The 16,385-nt window shown below is 45.9% G+C and carries 11 protein-coding genes and 1 pseudogene; 7 read left to right on the forward strand and 5 right to left on the reverse strand.

Annotation, left to right across the window (positions count from 1 at the left end):
* Positions 1 to 16: 16 nt before the first annotated feature.
* Positions 17 to 433: pseudogene (locus HMPREF9623_RS10195) on the reverse strand (IS91 family transposase); the annotation flags it as partial.
* Between the two features lie 133 nt (positions 434 to 566).
* Positions 567 to 1,463: an AraC family transcriptional regulator gene (locus HMPREF9623_RS10200; protein ID WP_009533781.1), complete on the reverse strand. Its 897-nt coding sequence runs from the start codon at positions 1,461 to 1,463 to the stop codon at positions 567 to 569.
* Between the two features lie 168 nt (positions 1,464 to 1,631).
* Between HMPREF9623_RS10200 and HMPREF9623_RS10205 the strand changes: the two genes are divergently transcribed.
* Positions 1,632 to 3,899 carry a glycogen/starch/alpha-glucan phosphorylase gene (locus tag HMPREF9623_RS10205; RefSeq protein WP_009533782.1) on the forward strand — a complete coding sequence of 756 codons (2,268 nt, stop codon included), beginning with the start codon at positions 1,632 to 1,634 and terminating at the stop codon, positions 3,897 to 3,899.
* A gap of 139 nt (positions 3,900 to 4,038) precedes the next feature.
* Here the strand turns inward: HMPREF9623_RS10205 and HMPREF9623_RS12310 are convergent, their stop codons facing one another.
* Both HMPREF9623_RS12310 and HMPREF9623_RS10210 read right to left on the reverse strand, forming a co-directional pair.
* Positions 4,039 to 4,167: a hypothetical protein gene (locus HMPREF9623_RS12310; RefSeq protein ID WP_330362083.1), complete on the reverse strand. Its 129-nt coding sequence runs from the start codon at positions 4,165 to 4,167 to the stop codon at positions 4,039 to 4,041.
* Between the two features lie 18 nt (positions 4,168 to 4,185).
* On the reverse strand, positions 4,186 to 4,749 hold the full coding sequence (locus tag HMPREF9623_RS10210; protein ID WP_009533783.1) for a transposase: 564 nt from the start codon (positions 4,747 to 4,749) through the stop codon (positions 4,186 to 4,188).
* Positions 4,750 to 5,545: 796 nt separating this feature from the next.
* Here HMPREF9623_RS10210 and HMPREF9623_RS10215 point away from each other — a divergent pair.
* The 6 genes from HMPREF9623_RS10215 to HMPREF9623_RS10245 all read left to right on the forward strand — a co-directional run bounded on the left by HMPREF9623_RS10215 (position 5,546) and on the right by HMPREF9623_RS10245 (position 14,431).
* On the forward strand, positions 5,546 to 6,151 hold the full coding sequence (locus tag HMPREF9623_RS10215; protein ID WP_040800459.1) for a hypothetical protein: 606 nt from the start codon (positions 5,546 to 5,548) through the stop codon (positions 6,149 to 6,151).
* 382 nt (positions 6,152 to 6,533) lie between these two features.
* Positions 6,534 to 7,844, forward strand: coding sequence for an SIR2 family protein (locus tag HMPREF9623_RS10220; protein ID WP_009533785.1), 1,311 nt, complete (start codon positions 6,534 to 6,536; stop codon positions 7,842 to 7,844).
* Positions 7,795 to 9,885: an ATP-binding protein gene (locus HMPREF9623_RS10225; protein WP_083826814.1), complete on the forward strand. Its 2,091-nt coding sequence runs from the start codon at positions 7,795 to 7,797 to the stop codon at positions 9,883 to 9,885. The genes HMPREF9623_RS10220 and HMPREF9623_RS10225 overlap by 50 nt, the downstream gene beginning before the upstream one ends.
* A 2,075-nt stretch (positions 9,886 to 11,960) precedes the next feature.
* Positions 11,961 to 12,518 carry a WYL domain-containing protein gene (locus HMPREF9623_RS11025; protein WP_009533789.1) on the forward strand — a complete coding sequence of 186 codons (558 nt, stop codon included), beginning with the start codon at positions 11,961 to 11,963 and terminating at the stop codon, positions 12,516 to 12,518.
* A 156-nt stretch (positions 12,519 to 12,674) separates the two neighbouring features.
* Entirely contained in the window at positions 12,675 to 13,274 is a 600-nt protein-coding gene (locus HMPREF9623_RS10240; RefSeq protein WP_242822177.1) for a LexA family protein, read from the forward strand.
* 866 nt (positions 13,275 to 14,140) lie between these two features.
* Complete coding sequence (locus tag HMPREF9623_RS10245) at positions 14,141 to 14,431, forward strand: helix-turn-helix domain-containing protein (protein ID WP_050806370.1); 291 nt, start codon at positions 14,141 to 14,143, stop codon at positions 14,429 to 14,431.
* A gap of 266 nt (positions 14,432 to 14,697) precedes the next feature.
* Here the strand turns inward: HMPREF9623_RS10245 and HMPREF9623_RS10250 are convergent, their stop codons facing one another.
* Positions 14,698 to 15,651: an Abi family protein gene (locus HMPREF9623_RS10250; protein WP_009533792.1), complete on the reverse strand. Its 954-nt coding sequence runs from the start codon at positions 15,649 to 15,651 to the stop codon at positions 14,698 to 14,700.
* Between the last annotated feature and the right edge of the window lie 734 nt (positions 15,652 to 16,385).

Genomic DNA, 16,385 nt, shown 5'->3' on the forward strand with positions numbered 1-16,385 from the left:
GTGTAATTTCAAGCTGTTTTCCATCTTCCCAAAGGTGTTTCAGCTCCGCAAGATACTTGCCACGGAAAAGGCGCGAAATGACCCTGATAGGAAGAAAGAACTCTTCTCCGTTGTCTTTCCAATGGTTTTTGGAGTCAAGACCGCCGTCAAGCACAACGGCATGGATGTGGGGATGGAAGTTCATCTCACTCCCCCAGGTATGGAGAATACAGATGTACCCGATATCCGCACCAAGATACTTGCTGTCTGAGGCCAGTTCCCGCAGTGTGTCAGATGAAGCGTGATAAAGGGCATCATACAGAAGCTTCTGGTTGCTATAGATTACCGGGTTCAGTTCCTCCGGGACAGTGAAGACTACGTGGAAGTATGGCGCATCCAGTACATCTTCCCGGCGGGCGTCCACCCACTTTTCCTTTGGGAACTCCTGGCACATACCATCCCGACAGCCTTTTGATACAGGCGCGCCGCAGGAAATGAAAAATGTGCAGAATAGTGCAGCCTGTATTTAATAGTATACTCGTTTTACGATCTTCTTAAAACGGAGAAATGTTGTATAAAGCCTTAATTTACGGGCTTTTTGTATTCTGGCGCCCGTGGGAGCGGTATTCCCTCGGGGACATTCCGTATTTGCGGCGGAAGCGCCGGATAAAATAAGAGAAGTTGTCGAACCCGCACAGGGAGGCGATGGCACCGACAGAGTCCGGGCGCTCCCTGAGCAGATAGGACGCGTATCTGAGCCGGTAATCCGACAGGTATTCGCCGAAAGTGAATCCCGTCTCGCGGCGGAAGACCCGCATGAAGTGAGCGTCGCTGTAGTCAATAAGACTTGCGGCGTCGCTTACCGTGATCGGCTCCGAAAAGTGATTCTGGACGTAGAGCAGGACCTGCTTGATGGCGTCCTCGTAGGGGGACGGCGGTAAGCTTTCCTCGCGGATCCGATGGGTGTAGAGCGCAAAGATAAAACGAAACAGGCTGCTGCGCACCAAAAGAGAATAGCCGTCAGGCCTCTTGCTGCAGGCATCGTCAGCCGCGTCAAGGGCAGCGGATACCTCGGCGTGCATCGCGGTGTCCGCGTAGATCGGGCGGGGGAAGCGCAGGGTCCCCATCTGCAGAGGGGTCAGAATATTGCGCCTTGCCCAGTCGTTTTCAACCTGATTGTCCAAAAGGGAGAGGGGGAATATGATATTCTCGTACTCCATCCGCACGCCGGGGTCGCCGTCGATGGCGTGGAGTTCACCGGGGAGGATGGGCATGATGGAACCGGCCATGACGGGATATTTGCGGGAAGAGGCGGTCACTGTGCCGCGCCCTTTTTTGACATAGATGATCTCCATCTGGTCGTGCCAGTGTAGATCCAGCCGGGCAAAGTCCTGGGGGATGGTACACAGGTAAGTGTTGTAGGCGAAACCCGGCTGCTCATGCAGCAGGGTCTCTCTGTATTGTGAGTATTCCTCGAGATTCATAAAAACGGAACCCTTCTTTGTGCCCTTCTTTGTGCTGAATTAATTAATATCATTATTGTACTATTATTTGCCGTTATTCTGCAAGATTATCACACATATAAATCATTATAATGCATTCTAATAAATGGAACCATTGTAAGCAGCGGAGATCTTCCGCAGGAGGCAGTAATGAATACATTAAAACTCAGAGATTACACTGGAAAAGCACTTAGCGAGTGCACGATTCTGGAACTTTACAACGCGGCGCTGGCCCTGACGCAGGACGCCTGCAGGAACAGGGGATACAACAGCGGAAAGAAGAAAGTTTACTATATTTCGGCAGAATTCCTAATCGGTAAACTTCTTTCCAACAACCTGATCAACCTCGGCATCTACGATGATGTGAAAGCGGAACTGGCTGAGGCTGGGAAAGACATTACGGAGCTGGAGGAATTTGAATACGAGCCCTCCCTCGGAAACGGCGGCCTTGGCAGACTTGCAGCCTGCTTCATCGACAGCCTTGCGACACTGGGCCTTCCCGCTGACGGCGTAGGCCTGGCCTACCACTGCGGTCTGTTCAAACAGTCCTTCGAGGACCGCAAGCAGCACATGAGACCTGACTACTGGCGCAAGTGGGGCATGGCCAACTGGATGAAGCGCACCGACAAGCACTATAAGGTGCAGTGCGGCGATCTGGAGCTTCTTTCCACCATGTATGAGATCGATGTCACAGGTTACGGAAGCAAGTGCGGACGCCTTCGTCTATTTGACCTGGACACGGTCAATGAGGGACTGATCGGCTCGGGTATCGGTTTTGACAAAAAAGAGATCGAGAAAAACCTGACCCTCTTCCTGTATCCCGATGACAGCGATGAGGACGGAAAGCTTCTCCGCGTCTATCAGGAGTATTTCATGGTCAGCAATGCCGCCCAGCTGATCCTCGACGAGTGCGTGGAGCGCGGCAGCAACCTGCATGACCTTGCCGACTACGCGGCGATCCAGATCAACGATACGCACCCTTCTCTGGTCATTCCGGAACTGGTGCGCCTTCTGACCGAAAAGGGCATTGAGGAGAAAGAAGCATATCAGATTGTGACTGATGTCTGTGCTTACACGAACCACACGATCCTTGCTGAGGCACTGGAGACATGGCCCAAGCACTTCTTCAAGGCTGTCGTACCGCACCTTATGCCGATCATCAAGAGGATGAATGACGCTGTTAAGGCAAAATATGAAGAACCTTCCGTTCAGATCATCGACGAGTACGGCAACGTGCATATGGCCCACATGGACATTCACTACAGCCACTCCGTGAACGGCGTCGCGAGACTTCACACTGACATTCTCAAGGAGACAGAGCTCAACAATTTCTACAAGCTCTATCCCGAGAAGTTCAACAACAAGACCAACGGCATCACTTTCCGCAGATGGGTCATCGAGTGCAACCCTGAGCTGACAGAGCTGATCACCGAGAAGATCGGCGAGGGCTGGAAGACGGACGCCAGACAGCTTGAGCAGCTTATTCCTTACGCGGAGGATGAGACTTTCCTGCAGTGCATCCTGAACAGGAAGAACACGAAAAAACACAAGTTCTCCGCATGGATTGAACAATATCAGGGCGACAAGGTTGACCCCGAGTCCGTCTATGACGTGCAGATCAAGCGCCTGCACGAGTACAAGAGACAGCAGCTCAACCTCCTGTGGGCCATCGACCGTTACCTGCACATCAAGGACGGTTACAGGCCGAGAAGACCGGTCACGGTATTTTTTGGCGCAAAGGCAGCTCCTGCCTATGTGATCGCCAAGGATATAATCCATGCGATCCTCGCCTTCAGCAGCATCGTGAACAACGACCCTGAAGTGAGTCCTTACCTCAAGGTCGTCATGCTTCGCAACTACAACGTGTCCATGGCGGAGAAACTGATCCCCGCATCGGACATTTCCGAGCAGATCTCACTGGCCTCCAAGGAAGCCAGCGGGACCGGCAATATGAAGTTCATGCTCAACGGCGCTGTGACGCTGGGAACCATGGACGGAGCGAACGTCGAGATCGCGGAACTTGTCGGGGAAGACAATATTTTCACCTTCGGACAGTCCTCCGAGGAGGTCATCGAGCACTATAAGAACGCGGATTACGTCGCAAAGAACTGGTATAAGAAGGACAAGAGACTTGCCGCGGCTGTGGACTTCCTGGTCAGTGAAGAGATGCTCGAAGCCGGCGACAGGAAGCTTCTCAAGCAGCTCTATGACGAGCTGCTGGGCAAAGACTGGTTCATGACATTCCCTGACTTCGAGAGTTACTGCAAGACCAAGGACAAGGCTCTGGCAGCTTATGAGGACAGAATGGGCTGGGCGAAGAAGATGGCAGTCAATATCGCCAAGGCGGGCTACTTCTCCTCCGACAGAACGATCGACCAGTACAACAATGATATCTGGCATTTGGAGAAAGACTGCTGACCGCAGGGAACAGAATATCGTGCAGAGAACCCCCCGGAGATCCGATTTCCGGGGGTTTTAACTTGCCCCATTAAGGCCTCTCTGCAATAATAAAAGTGGAGGATTATGTCAAAAGCGGGGCATTATTGCAGCGGAGATTTTAATGCTCCGCCATCTCATGGTAGATGGTATTGAGTTCCTGATTATACCAGTCATTGTTATGGATCACAGCTGTCTTGGTATTATCCGGAACCAGGATACGGGTAACACCGCCGAAGTACTCATACATATGTACATGAGCTGTGATCTAGGCACGCTGTTTCTCATCGATAAAGGCTTCAACGTAAGGGTACTGGCTGTACGTCATAACGCCTACAAAGAGAAATGCCGGGATGATCTCACCGGTATCCGGATCGGTGATCTGAGCAGGATCTCCGGCCCAATCGACCTCGATCTGCTCACCGGGCTTTCGGTTGATATGCATCGTAGCACGGCATTTCTGTTCGTCCTGCTGGATGTAATAGCAGAACTGGGAATACATTAGGGGATCGTCGCCGGACTGGCGGCACTCCTCCAGGTATTCCGTCCAGAGGAGTTTTTTGTTGACTCCGTTGCGAAGCAACTCCTTCTGGATGTAGTTGAAGTCAGGCATCCGTTTTGTTGATGACACTTGCTTCTGTGCGGATGGAAACAACTTCTCCGCAAGGACGGCATCGGTCTCGTTGGCTTCCAACGGCCAAAAGATGTTGAGCTCTTTGGCGCGCTTAAGCACACGGTTGACCGTTTTCTTGGATACACCGCTACTGTCAGCGATGCTCTGTTGACTGAGACCCAGACTTGCCAGGCGCAGAATCTCTCGGTACTTGGTCATATGAGCGACCTCCTTAGAATTATTTACGCCGTGATGGCGCATACCATAATTCTAAGGCAGCGTATGAGTGGTTTCCATTGCCGGATCGTTGGTTTCCAAGCATCGGAATCACGGTTTCCTATTTCCCGGAATGCTGGTTTCCGAAGGCCCGGACACTGGTGTCACGAGGCCCGGAATACTCAACAAAAATGCCTGTCATATTCACTCAGCTGCCTCCTGTTGATGCTGCCATTTATGATTTTTCTTCCTGATGCCGGGGCAGTATCAGCGTTTCGCAGAAACGCGCAGCCGCACGAAGTGCGATCTTTAAGGGCCTGGGATATCCCAGCGAGTCCGTGCCGATGGAAAACCATCCATCGGGACACTGCTCGCAAATTTGTGATATGTGCAAGATTCTGAGCACAAGAACAGTAACACCAGGTTGATTTTCTGCCAAGTTCCGAACATAATAGATTTTGGCATATTATATGTTTTTGTGGGATTCTGAGGTGAACTATGGAGTACTTATCGGTGAAACAGATAGCTGAAAATGGGGCTTATCCGTGCGCAGAGTGAATGAGTATTGTGTCGGAGGAAGGATACCGGGAGCCACAAAGATTGGCTCATACTGGGCAGTTTTGGCAGATGCTGAAAGGCCGAGGGATGGAAGAGTCAAGCGCGGCAGATAATTAAAGAGTTCCAGGGGATATGGCGAGAAATGCTTTCGGAAGGAGTGTGATGAATGGCCTCGTCCGAAGAAATAAGAGGCTCATTGCCTGGACAGCCATCATGTCTGATAAGGTTTCTCTAAATTTGAATGGCAATCAAATTTAGAGAAACGCAGAATAATCTGAAGTGTAGCAAGGATACTGTTGAACTTCAGCTGAAAGAAACCTATTGCGGGCTTCTTGTTCCGTTTATAGATCAGTTTGAAGACATGAAGATCCTCCAGTGGGAAATAGGTGATATCGGTGGTGGCAATGATAGCATTGCTACAAAAGTATCCAGAAAGATGCTTCAGGGTGAGCAGATTATTACAAAGTGGGCTCCGGCACTTCTGCAGATGTGTCTTGATGAGCTTCTTTGGCGTGATAGCAACGATATTCAGGTAAAGAAGCTGTGGGAATACCTCAGCACATGCTGCGATCTGCCTCGCCTTTTCAGCAACATGGTTCTGGAAGAAGCAGTTTGCCAGGGGCTTGCTTCTGAAGAGTATTATGGCATCGCAGCTGCATACTCCGAGGATAAAGGTCATTATATTGATCCAAAATCCAATCAGACTATATTTGGTTTCAATCAGTCGGATTATCTTGTAAAACCAGGTATTGCGTTAGGCCAGAAACGAGAGGAAGAAAAGGAACGCGAAGCCGTAAATAATGGTGGGGTTCCACTGCCGGTGGCAATAATGGAAGGGGGGCAGTAAATAACGGCGGCACTGCAGGTGGCGGATTTGACAGTGGAACAGGTACAGTCGCTGGTGGTGGAACTACTATACCAATAGTACAGAATAAACATTTCTATATATCTGCAATGCTGGATAATACTCACGTAAACCGTGATATTAACAACCTTGTTTCTGAGTTTATACAGCATCTGATGGTTGTTGATGGTGCAAATGTTGAATTGAAGCTGGAAGTTGAAGCAGAAAACGGTACTCCGTCTACTACGGTAAGAACTGTGTCTGAGAATTTCAGAACCCTGAAGGTAACAGATTTCGGCTTTGACGACTGATAGTAATATGCTCAGCCATACGAACATTTGTGGTTGCGTATATTACCTATAAAGCGACAAGGAGGTGGTGTGCAATGAAACATAAAATCGAAGAAATCAGAGGTAAGAACTTTGTCAAAGTTGGCACAGCTGAGGAGTTCTTTAAATGTAGCACGGGTGCTGAAGATATGCAGGCTAGAGAAAATCTCAAGAGAATAATAGAGCCATGGTTAAGTGCAGCGTTACAGACGGATCATCTCGCTATGCTAATAGGGGCTGGATTTACAGCAGCTGTTTGCCAAATTGCCTCTGTTAACTCCTCCTCAATGGGCACAGCAAATTTTGGAAAATTCGATGAAAAGATAAACGCATATGCTGAAAAGGCAGCAACTCGCCTTGGTAGAGGTAAGTACAATATTGAGGATCAGTTAAGAACTGCCATTTCTTTGTTGCAAGGTTATGAGATAGACGGCGAAGAAGATAATTCAAAGGATCTTAGGGAGTGCATAGATAATGTTCTTTCTGAGTTTTCAGAAAGCATTCTTTCGTCGGAATGCAATCTTTTCAGAACGGTAAAATCCGATAATAATCAAGCTGCATTTAAGGCTATTGCCATGTTGAAATCGTTCTTGCTGACATTTGCAAGTCGAAATGCGACCAGAGAACGGACACATATATTCACTACTAATTACGACAGAATGATTGAATATGGATGCGACTTGGCTGGAATAAAGATTTTGGACCGTTTCTGGGGAAAAATTATCCCTAAATTTGAAGAAAGCCCATCAGGGATCGATTACTACTACCGCACATTAGATGCAAAAAATGAATTTAGATTTGCGGAAGGAGTTGTTCGCTATACCAAAATTCATGGTTCTGTAGATTGGTATGAAGAAGGCGGTGTAGTATATCGTGATGCGTTGAGATTTGGCGCAGAGAAGGTTCAATTACCGACTGGTGATAGCTATAAGGATCATCTGATGATCTATCCAAATTCAATGAAGTCAGTTGAAACGGCATTTTATCCATATGCTGAGTTGTTCAGAGATTTTAGCTCTGCCATTTGTAGACCGAATTCGACATTAGTGACTTACGGTTATGGTTTTGGTGACACACACATAAACAAAATCATAAAAGAAATGCTTCACACTCCGTCAACACATATTGTTATTATTGCGTATAGCGTTGACGCCCGACTTGAAGCATTCTTAAAGCAAATTAATATGGCTCAAGTCACTTTGCTGGCTGGTGAAGAATTTGCGTCTCTCGAAAATTTAGTGAATTATTACTTGCCAAAGGCAGCAATTGATACGCTAACCGAAACTGCGAGTAAATTGGTCGAGGCAAGAAGGGGATATGTGGAATCTGGAAAAGGAGGCGAAAATAATAATGATGCAGAACTCTGATAAATGTGTCGGTGTAGTAGATTCTGTATCTGCATCAGAAGTAAAAGGATACCTTTTAGATTCCGCTCCACAGAACGTAGCTTTGTCCCTCGGTGGATTATCACTATTCCCGAGAGTTAATGGCTTTTTGATGATTCCTAACGAGACAGGTAATCTTGTTGGAATGGTAAACTGGATTGGTTTCAATCATATGGCGACAGGTAATGACGTTGATTTGCCGAAAGGCTCCAGAATGGTTTCAATGAGTATCCTGGGTCATATTGAACATCGCTTGAATGGAGTCGCTTTTGAAAGAGGTGCCTTTTCCCTGCCAACTGTTGGTGATCAAATTTTGCTACCGTCAGAAGTAGAGTTAGAAGCCATCATTAAAAACACGCAGGAAGATTCAATCGTTATAGGAAAATCGCCATTAACAGGGAATCAGCCTGTTCGACTACCTATTAATGAGTTGTTTGGACGGCATATTGCAGTTCTGGGCAATACTGGAAGTGGGAAATCATGCACTGTTGCAGGGCTCATACGATGGACGATTGAAGCCTGCATAACAAAACGCGGATCATCACCTAATGCTCGAGTTATTGTCTTGGATCCCAACGGAGAATATGGTTCTGCATTTAATGGATTGGACATTGATGTGTTAAAATGCTCCGTCAAATCAATCGAGGATAGTACAAATCAATTGAGAGTTCCTGCATGGATGTGGAATGGTTCGGAGTGGTCAAGCGTTTTTCAAGCTAGCGATAAAACGCAGAAGCCATTGCTACGTGAAGCATTGAGAATCCTGAGAGGATCACAAATGACAACAGGGGCCTCAAATAATCTGGAAGAGCAGTTGACTCAAATTGTTAGATACATAGACAATTTCTTGTGTGTTGCAATAAATAAGCAAAGCTATCTAAGTAAAGAAGAAAAGGGAAATTTCGGACGAGAACTTGAAGAAAGGGTGAAAAGTGTAAGAGACCAACTTGCAAAAATTGATTCAGAGTTGCCATGTGGAGATGAAATAAAAAAAATGCTAGCAGATTCCGAAGCCTTGTTGAAGAAAAACAAAAAGAGTTTCATCAAAAATGGGGAACAAATCGAATATTATGACTTTTTTGCTGATGACAGTGTGAAACAACTCTATGAGCAAGTCAAAAAATGTTTGGCTAATATGAAGCAATGTGAAGATTCGAGCATTGTCTCTGAAGACGATCCGGTTGAATTTCATATTTCCGATCTTGCGCCATGTATTGAAGGTCTTGCTAAGTCCACTGCAGCTGCTCAATACATTGATTTTATGACAGTCAGGATAAAAAGCATGCTCAGGAATGCCATCTTGGCTCCGGTTATTGGAAATACTCCTGATATATCTTTACTAGATTGGATTGAGACATATCTGGGAACATCAAAAGAAGACAGTGGCATTAGAGGAAAAGTTTGTATCATTGATTGTTCTTTATTACCGTCAGAAATTGTTCATTTATTGGTTGCAACGATAGCAAGACTCGTTTTTGAAGCTCTTCAGCGTTATCGCAAGCATTATGGCAAAGAAATCCCCACGCTTCTGGTGATAGAAGAAGCACATTCTTTCATACATAAATATAGCGATGTTGAGGATAATAGCTCTGGAAAGCTTTGTACGCAAGTATTTGAAAGGGTTGCCCGAGAAGGCAGAAAGTTTGGACTTGGATTGCTAATCTCATCGCAGCGTCCTTCGGAATTATCCTCAACGGTATTATCTCAATGTAATTCATTTGTTTTGCATAGAATTGTGAATGATAGAGACCAGGAAATGGTCCGCAAAATGGTGCCAGATAATTTGGGAAATATTCTTGGCGAACTTCCTGCGCTTCCAACCAAGAAAGCGATTGTTTTAGGATCTGCGATAACAGTTCCAACAATCGTCGATATAAATGAATTACCAAGTTCAGTGAGACCGAAGTCTGAGACTCCGGACTTTTGGAAGGTTTGGACGGGACAAGAAGCTAGGGAACAAGATTGGGTGCCAGTAATTAGAGAATGGCAGAAACAAGATGTTTCTTCTACCAACAGTGACTAAACAAAGCGTTTGGAGATTGATTATGGGAAAGACATTAATCGATTTCCTTTCGAGTCAGATGAGAAATATTTGGGCAGTGCTGTGTGCCATGTGAAAGTTAGAAACAGGGAGATTGCTGCAGATATCATATGGAATCTGACTGGTGCGGATGTATTCAAAATTGAGATAGGGACGCATTACTCTTGTGACTACAGAGCCTGCGTTAATGAGCCAAGAAATATCTGCAGACCGATGGACCTCCTACGTTCAAAACACGCTGACCAGAATTGATGAATGTGACAAGGTAATTCTTGCGTACTGGAGCTACAACGGAACAATTCCGATGGTCGTCGTGACATTTCGGGAGCCGTATGACTGGAGTAGAAAGATCATTCTTCCACTTTGCACGAACGAAGGAGGAGTCATGAGTTCCAGCGAGCGTGATATCAAAGGGTATGCCAAGATGGCAACGCTTGGCAAGTGACTGCCGGTGAACGGCAGTCGGACTACTGATTCCAAGGCTGTTGTTGAGAGGTGGTCAATGGCTGTACTGTAAGGAGAAAGCTAATGGTCAAGCTAATCGGGAGTGACGTTTTTTCCTTGGGCAGAAATCAGAACCGACGACAAAAGAGGATCTACAGGTGGGACGCAATCTACAGGATATTCTGAGGCCTAATCACGAGTGCTGCGTAGGTAGGGCAGCCAATATTGGCCTTATGGATATAGTTATGTTCAATCCAGTAATTGTTTCGAAAAGTGGACATTATGAAACGAAGGGAGGATTTCTTTCATAGGATGGTGTTCGAAAGACGACCAGATACAAGGAAATAACGGTCGAATGCTACGATATGAACTAGAAGAAGCAGAAAATGCCGCTGAAGGACTAATCGGCTCAGATTGTGTAGTACGAACGCGGTCATCTGGGAGCAGATTTATTTGAGAACAACGAGGTGATTTATCATTCTGACCAACTTCAATGAAATGCTGGAGAGAACTTCTCTGGGGATGAAGGTTAAGCGGACAAAAAGAGTTGGTGCTCTAGCTCCAGAGTTCCGGGTATGGAGTTGTCCTATGGAGCTCACTCCATACGATTGCATCCCCCACATCGGGATTGAACTTTCCACCCTTTTCTGTGGCTTGTAGCTGTTTTTCCGCATTATCAAACTTGGGTGTAATAATCATCGAGCAGGCATTGTAGTGCCACCATTGGGTTCCGGAAGTATTCTTCCCGTATCTAATACAAGGCCCACCACAAGAAGGACAGCTAGCATGCTTCATAACTTTTTTCTCCAAACATACTGTTTCAAGAAAAATGTAAGCAGAGAAAAGCCTTGTGGATCAAGGGTTTGAAGCACTTTTTACCAACTCTTTTTGTCCGATGACGCAAGATGAATAACGGAACCGGTGAGATGACGGCGACGATGTATTATCACTCGGGAACCAGAATTATTGCATGCTGGATTTATCTGGGCGGATCCATCGGAATGCATCTTCAAGAAACAGGCGATGATATCAATTACAGCCTGTCGGGAATCGGAAAAGCAATCTGTGATGGTCAGAACACAGCATCATCAATACCGGAGTTGAGGATCTGGTCATGCTGACAATTGTAGTTGAGAGATAAACTAACTACAACATAGATGTCAGAGTTTTAGACAGGTTCGAGGTAACTTATGGAGTATGGAACGAAACATAGAATTCTATTTTTGTACCAATACCTGTTTCAGCACACCGATGCAGAACATCCGCTCTCTACCGCGGAGTTGATGAAGATTCTGAAAGAGCAATATGCCATCAAGGTTTCCCGGAACACGATCAGCAATGACCTCGCCATTCTCCACGACTGCGGCCTTCACATTGAGCACTATGAGTCTACGTAGAACAAGTATTACTATGATGGTCACACCTATGACCTGGCTGAGCTTAGGCTTCTTGTAGATGCAATTTCTTCCTCCAGGTTCATCACGCAGCGTAAGAGTGATGAACTGATCTCAAAGCTTCTCACACTGACCGCTGCAGCGAATGCTGCCAAGCTTCGCAGGCATGTCTATCTATCCGGACGCGCCAAGTCGGAGAACGAGCAAGGGTATTACATTGTGGATGCCATCCATGAAGCGATTGATACCCGCAGGAAAATCCGGCTCATTTACACGGACTATGATGTGAACAAGAAGCGCTACATGACCAATGACGGTGCGCCATACACGGTAAGTCCCTATACGCTGGAATGGAATGGCGATTACTATTATCTGCGCGGATTTTGCGATGAGCGCCAGGCTGTGCGGACCTTCCGCATCGACCGGATTGCGGAGCAGCCAAAGATTCTGAATCAGATTGCGGTATCATCGCCGGAAGACTACTCGCCTGCTCAGTACAGTAAGTGTGTTTTCCGTATGTTTGACACGGATCAGCCGGAAGAGGTTCAGCTCCTTTGTCATGTATCGACGATGAAGCATATCATCGATCACTTCGGCACGGATGTTGAGACAGAACCGATTGATGAAGAGAGCTTTAGAGCCAATGTTTTTTTATGTACCAGTTCTACCTTCTACCGCTGGATTTTTGGCTTTAACGGTAAGATTAGGATTCTGGGCCCGGAATCGGTCCAGACTGCGTATCGGGAAATGCTCCGGAAGGCTCTCGAAGAGCTGTAGTCAAAACTTGGTGCCCAATATTCTGCGCACCTGCGTTCCGTTAAACACCTGACCCCTTGACCTCACCGTCAAGGGGTTTTATGATGCCACTAATGGAACGATTCGTTCCGTTATCGATTGAAAGGAATTGAGACCATGAGGAAAATGAACTCAGAGATGATGGAACTCATCATTTCCTATGTTGATCAGTATTTCTGCGAAAAGCATGTCACTCCCTCGGTGAATGAAATTGCTCAGGGCGTGGATATCCCTAAAACAACTGCATATCGCTACCTGGTTGAAATGGATAACCGCGGAATGATCGAGTACGATGGTCAGTCTCGTGCCATCAATACGCCGATGATTAACAAGTTCACGACCGGTTCTGCCCCCTGTCCTGTTGTCGGATCCATTCCGTGTGGAACTGCGGAGGAAAAGGAGGAATGCATTCGGGAGTACATCAGCCTTCCTGTTTCCCTTTTCGGGAAGGGTGAGTTTTATATCCTGGAGACATGTGGTGACTCTATGGTTGATGCGGGCATCGATGATGGTGACAGAGTCGTTATCAGGATGGATTGCGAGGCCAAGGTTGGTGATATCGTTGTTGCCCTCTTAGGGGACAATGAGAGCACATTGAAGGTGTTTGGCGGCATTGATGCTGAGAATCAGGAAGCGATTCTCCTTTATCGGAACGAAGCCGTTTATCCCGGTAAAGAGATACGCACGAAAGATCTGATCGTTCAGGGTGTCGCCAGGCACGTCATCAAGGCACTGTAATCCGATGAAACGGAGGTGAAAGCATGAATCAATACGATATGAGATGTCCGGTCTGCGGCAAGGTGAATTATCAGTTGCTTCTCGAAGAGACAGACGGATGGATGGAATGCGAATACTGTGGGGAAACGACGTAGCAGCTCCGAAGAATGTGGAAGATACAGAAGCCTTTTTCGTTGGTAAGAGAGTTTGAGCATGTCGCAATTCCTGCAGTATGAAAAACGAGCGAATGAGAGGGGAGCGAGGTAATTGGCACATGAGAGCCGGGGCGTATTACGCCCGAGAAGCGTTTGTTGTCCCAACTGCCATGAAATAAATCACGGTTTGGAGGATCGCGACGGCATAGTACGCATCACCTGCAAACGCTGCAAATCGGTTATGGTACAGAAGCGAATGGGGCGCCGACACAATCGTATCGATGTGTATGCGCCTGAGGGGCAGGACTGAACTGAGATAGAACAAACACAATTGAATCGGCATACAGACGGGAATGGTTGAGGTGAAACAGACTGCGTAAATCCATTTCAGGTCACATGCTTGAACGGTCGATGCGTTAAGCCAGACAAACATGAGAGGTCATCGGCAAGGATAGGATTCCTATATCCATAGGATCCCTTCCTTGTCGGTGGCTTCTTTTTTGTACCGTTTAGCAAGACAAATGTATGATTTCAATCCACTTCTTAAATATATCGCGTCCTGGCATGTATGAAGGGCTGAGGATATACATATTGCATAGTTCAGATTTCGGAGAAATGCGATATCGGTATCCTTATCTTTTTGGCTTTCGTAAGGCCCTGAAGGTTCCAATCTGTCTGCAGGAAGGAGTGGCTCCTTCAAATCTCCCGTGTCAGGAGGAAAGGAAAATAATTTTGTACAATTTAGGGAAAGCTGATTTTGCAGAGCGTTTGAAAGCACTTCGTAAAGCTCGAGGTAAGACACAGGAGAAAAGTGCCGAAGAACTCAACATCAGTCTCGAACATCTCGGCAATATAGAGCGTGGAAAAGGGAAACCATCGCTGGAACTACTTGTTGAAATTGCGCTCTATTTTAATGTTAGTACGGACTATCTGCTTCTGGGGAATGAGCTTGATAAAGATTCTGTTCGCAGGAATCTTATTGAAATGGCTTCTCATATGATGGAATTTGCCAGTAAATTGTAGAGCATCGGAAGTAGTAGAATTTTCCCTTTTCTGTTGATAGAAAAAATGCTATAGACAACTTTACATATAGCCACAATCCAGAAGGTGAATGCCAACCTGAGTCCTGATGTAAACCTCATGGAATTGGTTTGGTTGCCCTAGGGGCAAAGAAAAACCTGCAGGTACCACAATTGTGGTACCTGCAGGTTTTTGGACAAAAAAATAGGGCTCGATCCTAGGATAGAGCCCTTACAAAAGCAGTGCTGCTTTTTCGACGTGCCATTAGTTTAAACGATGGAGAACCAGTTGTCAATGACCAGTTTCAAAAAGTTGAAATTCGCGGCAATCAACTGATTCGTATTGTAATAGTCAGCGTGCCTCATCATCCGATCTTTAAAAGCATGTAATTTTTGAGCGGCCTTGTCGTGGACCCCTTTGCTGGTCACGATTTCGTTATGGATATAGAGAACATATATTAGCTCCTGCATCCGTTCATTCTGCATACGACGTTTACGGGAATCAGATGAAAGCGAGGGGATTACTGCTAACTTTTGGATTACAGGATACTTGGGCTTATATGGTGCAGTACCTGTATGGAAATCATTGATGAAGCAGTCGTTGTGGGCACAGGCGTTTCGTACACTTTTACATCTTATCATGATATAAAAGCGATCGCACATCGGCTTAGAGTTAAAGTGTTTAGCACAAAAGAGATAAAAATCAAGGATTGTACCAAAAGGAAGAAGTTCTAAAAAAACCCAAGCAGGGAAATCAGGATTATATTTATTATAGACGTCTTTCGTGTAATAGCTGTTCTGATTTTGCCGTAATTCTGATTGAATGTGTTGTTTTCTGTCGGTTTTCTGAGCATTAAGAAAATCTGAGACGATTTTATAACCGTCTTCGTTATGACGTTCAATTTCCCTTAGAAGATCCATTTTTGCAAAATGCTCAATATCAAGTGCGAGTTGAATAAATGTGTATCTCAGTTCCATGTCGATAATGGCAAGATCCTGAAGATATCCAAAATCTAGATTTACATACTCGTCTATTGGATTTTGCTTTGAATTAAGTCGTTTATTATAGTTCTTGCGGTAGGACGCCACACGGAAATAATTATTATTTTGTTCCATGTACTGGACGGCGTCTTCCGGAGAAACGATATTGAACGTAATTCCTTTGCGTTTCATATGTTCAACAAGGTCCTGGGCGGACTTCATTGGCTTAGTAGGTGTACTCATAAGATTGTCGGACTCCTTTAAAAATCAAATCCCAATGTGTATGCGTTAATAATGAATTATCGATTCGGATGAGAAATTTATTCTATTTTAGTCAGATGAACCTTGACCGTCAAGGAAAACAGAGCGAAAAGAGGTAAGCAGATCACCTTATCTTCTGTTGATATGTTGAATTAATAGTTCATTTCTTCGCATTGTCTTCATCCCATTGCGCTTGTCTCAGACGTCTCTTCTAATACTATATTCTACTATATTCCACCGCACCGCTTCTGCGAAAGGCTTCGACAAAAAATATATTTCATTTTACAACATCTGTAAATATGCCAAGCTGTTGAGTCAAGAACACTTCGTTCTTATACACATAGTGTTGTAATCACCGTTGAATTCGCGAATCCGTATAACCAGCATGGTAAATCCGTATTATCAGTTCCTAAAGCTTCATCATCTGTACAGCTAAACTTATATATGTCAGGAGCCAAGCGGTTCCTGTTTAGATCCTTGAAAACTGAATCTACATTCTTCAGGCACAACCCTGTGACGGGGAGCCACATCAGCGGGAAGCGCAACGATTGTCCGTAAAAGACAGGAGCGAGAACCGGTCTGTAAGCTCCGGATTGCTTCCGGAGTACAGCATTGATCCGTCACAGCATAATGATACTTCTGTACGCAGCTCGGTGAGAACCACGGAGGGGTTAGAGTCCCATGGATCCGGCAGCAACCGGACGCCGGAATGTATT

This window comes from Stomatobaculum longum (assembly GCA_000242235.1).
Classification (GTDB): domain Bacteria; phylum Bacillota; class Clostridia; order Lachnospirales; family Lachnospiraceae; genus Moryella; species Moryella longum.

Bases quoted from the DNA above. Each gene is read 5' to 3' on its own strand.
- HMPREF9623_RS10210 (WP_009533783.1), bottom strand. From the start codon at position 4,749: ATGACCAAGTACCGAGAGATTCTGCGCCTGGCAAGTCTGGGTCTCAGT.
- HMPREF9623_RS10215 (WP_040800459.1), top strand. From the start codon at position 5,546: ATGGCAATCAAATTTAGAGAAACGCAGAATAATCTGAAGTGTAGCAAG.
- HMPREF9623_RS10205 (WP_009533782.1), top strand. From the start codon at position 1,632: ATGAATACATTAAAACTCAGAGATTACACTGGAAAAGCACTTAGCGAG.
- HMPREF9623_RS10225 (WP_083826814.1), top strand. From the start codon at position 7,795: ATGTGGAATCTGGAAAAGGAGGCGAAAATAATAATGATGCAGAACTCT.
- HMPREF9623_RS10220 (WP_009533785.1), top strand. From the start codon at position 6,534: ATGAAACATAAAATCGAAGAAATCAGAGGTAAGAACTTTGTCAAAGTT.
- HMPREF9623_RS10200 (WP_009533781.1), bottom strand. From the start codon at position 1,463: ATGAATCTCGAGGAATACTCACAATACAGAGAGACCCTGCTGCATGAG.
- HMPREF9623_RS10240 (WP_242822177.1), top strand. From the start codon at position 12,675: ATGATGGAACTCATCATTTCCTATGTTGATCAGTATTTCTGCGAAAAG.
- HMPREF9623_RS12310 (WP_330362083.1), bottom strand. From the start codon at position 4,167: ATGTATGAGTACTTCGGCGGTGTTACCCGTATCCTGGTTCCGGATAAT.
- HMPREF9623_RS10250 (WP_009533792.1), bottom strand. From the start codon at position 15,651: ATGAGTACACCTACTAAGCCAATGAAGTCCGCCCAGGACCTTGTTGAA.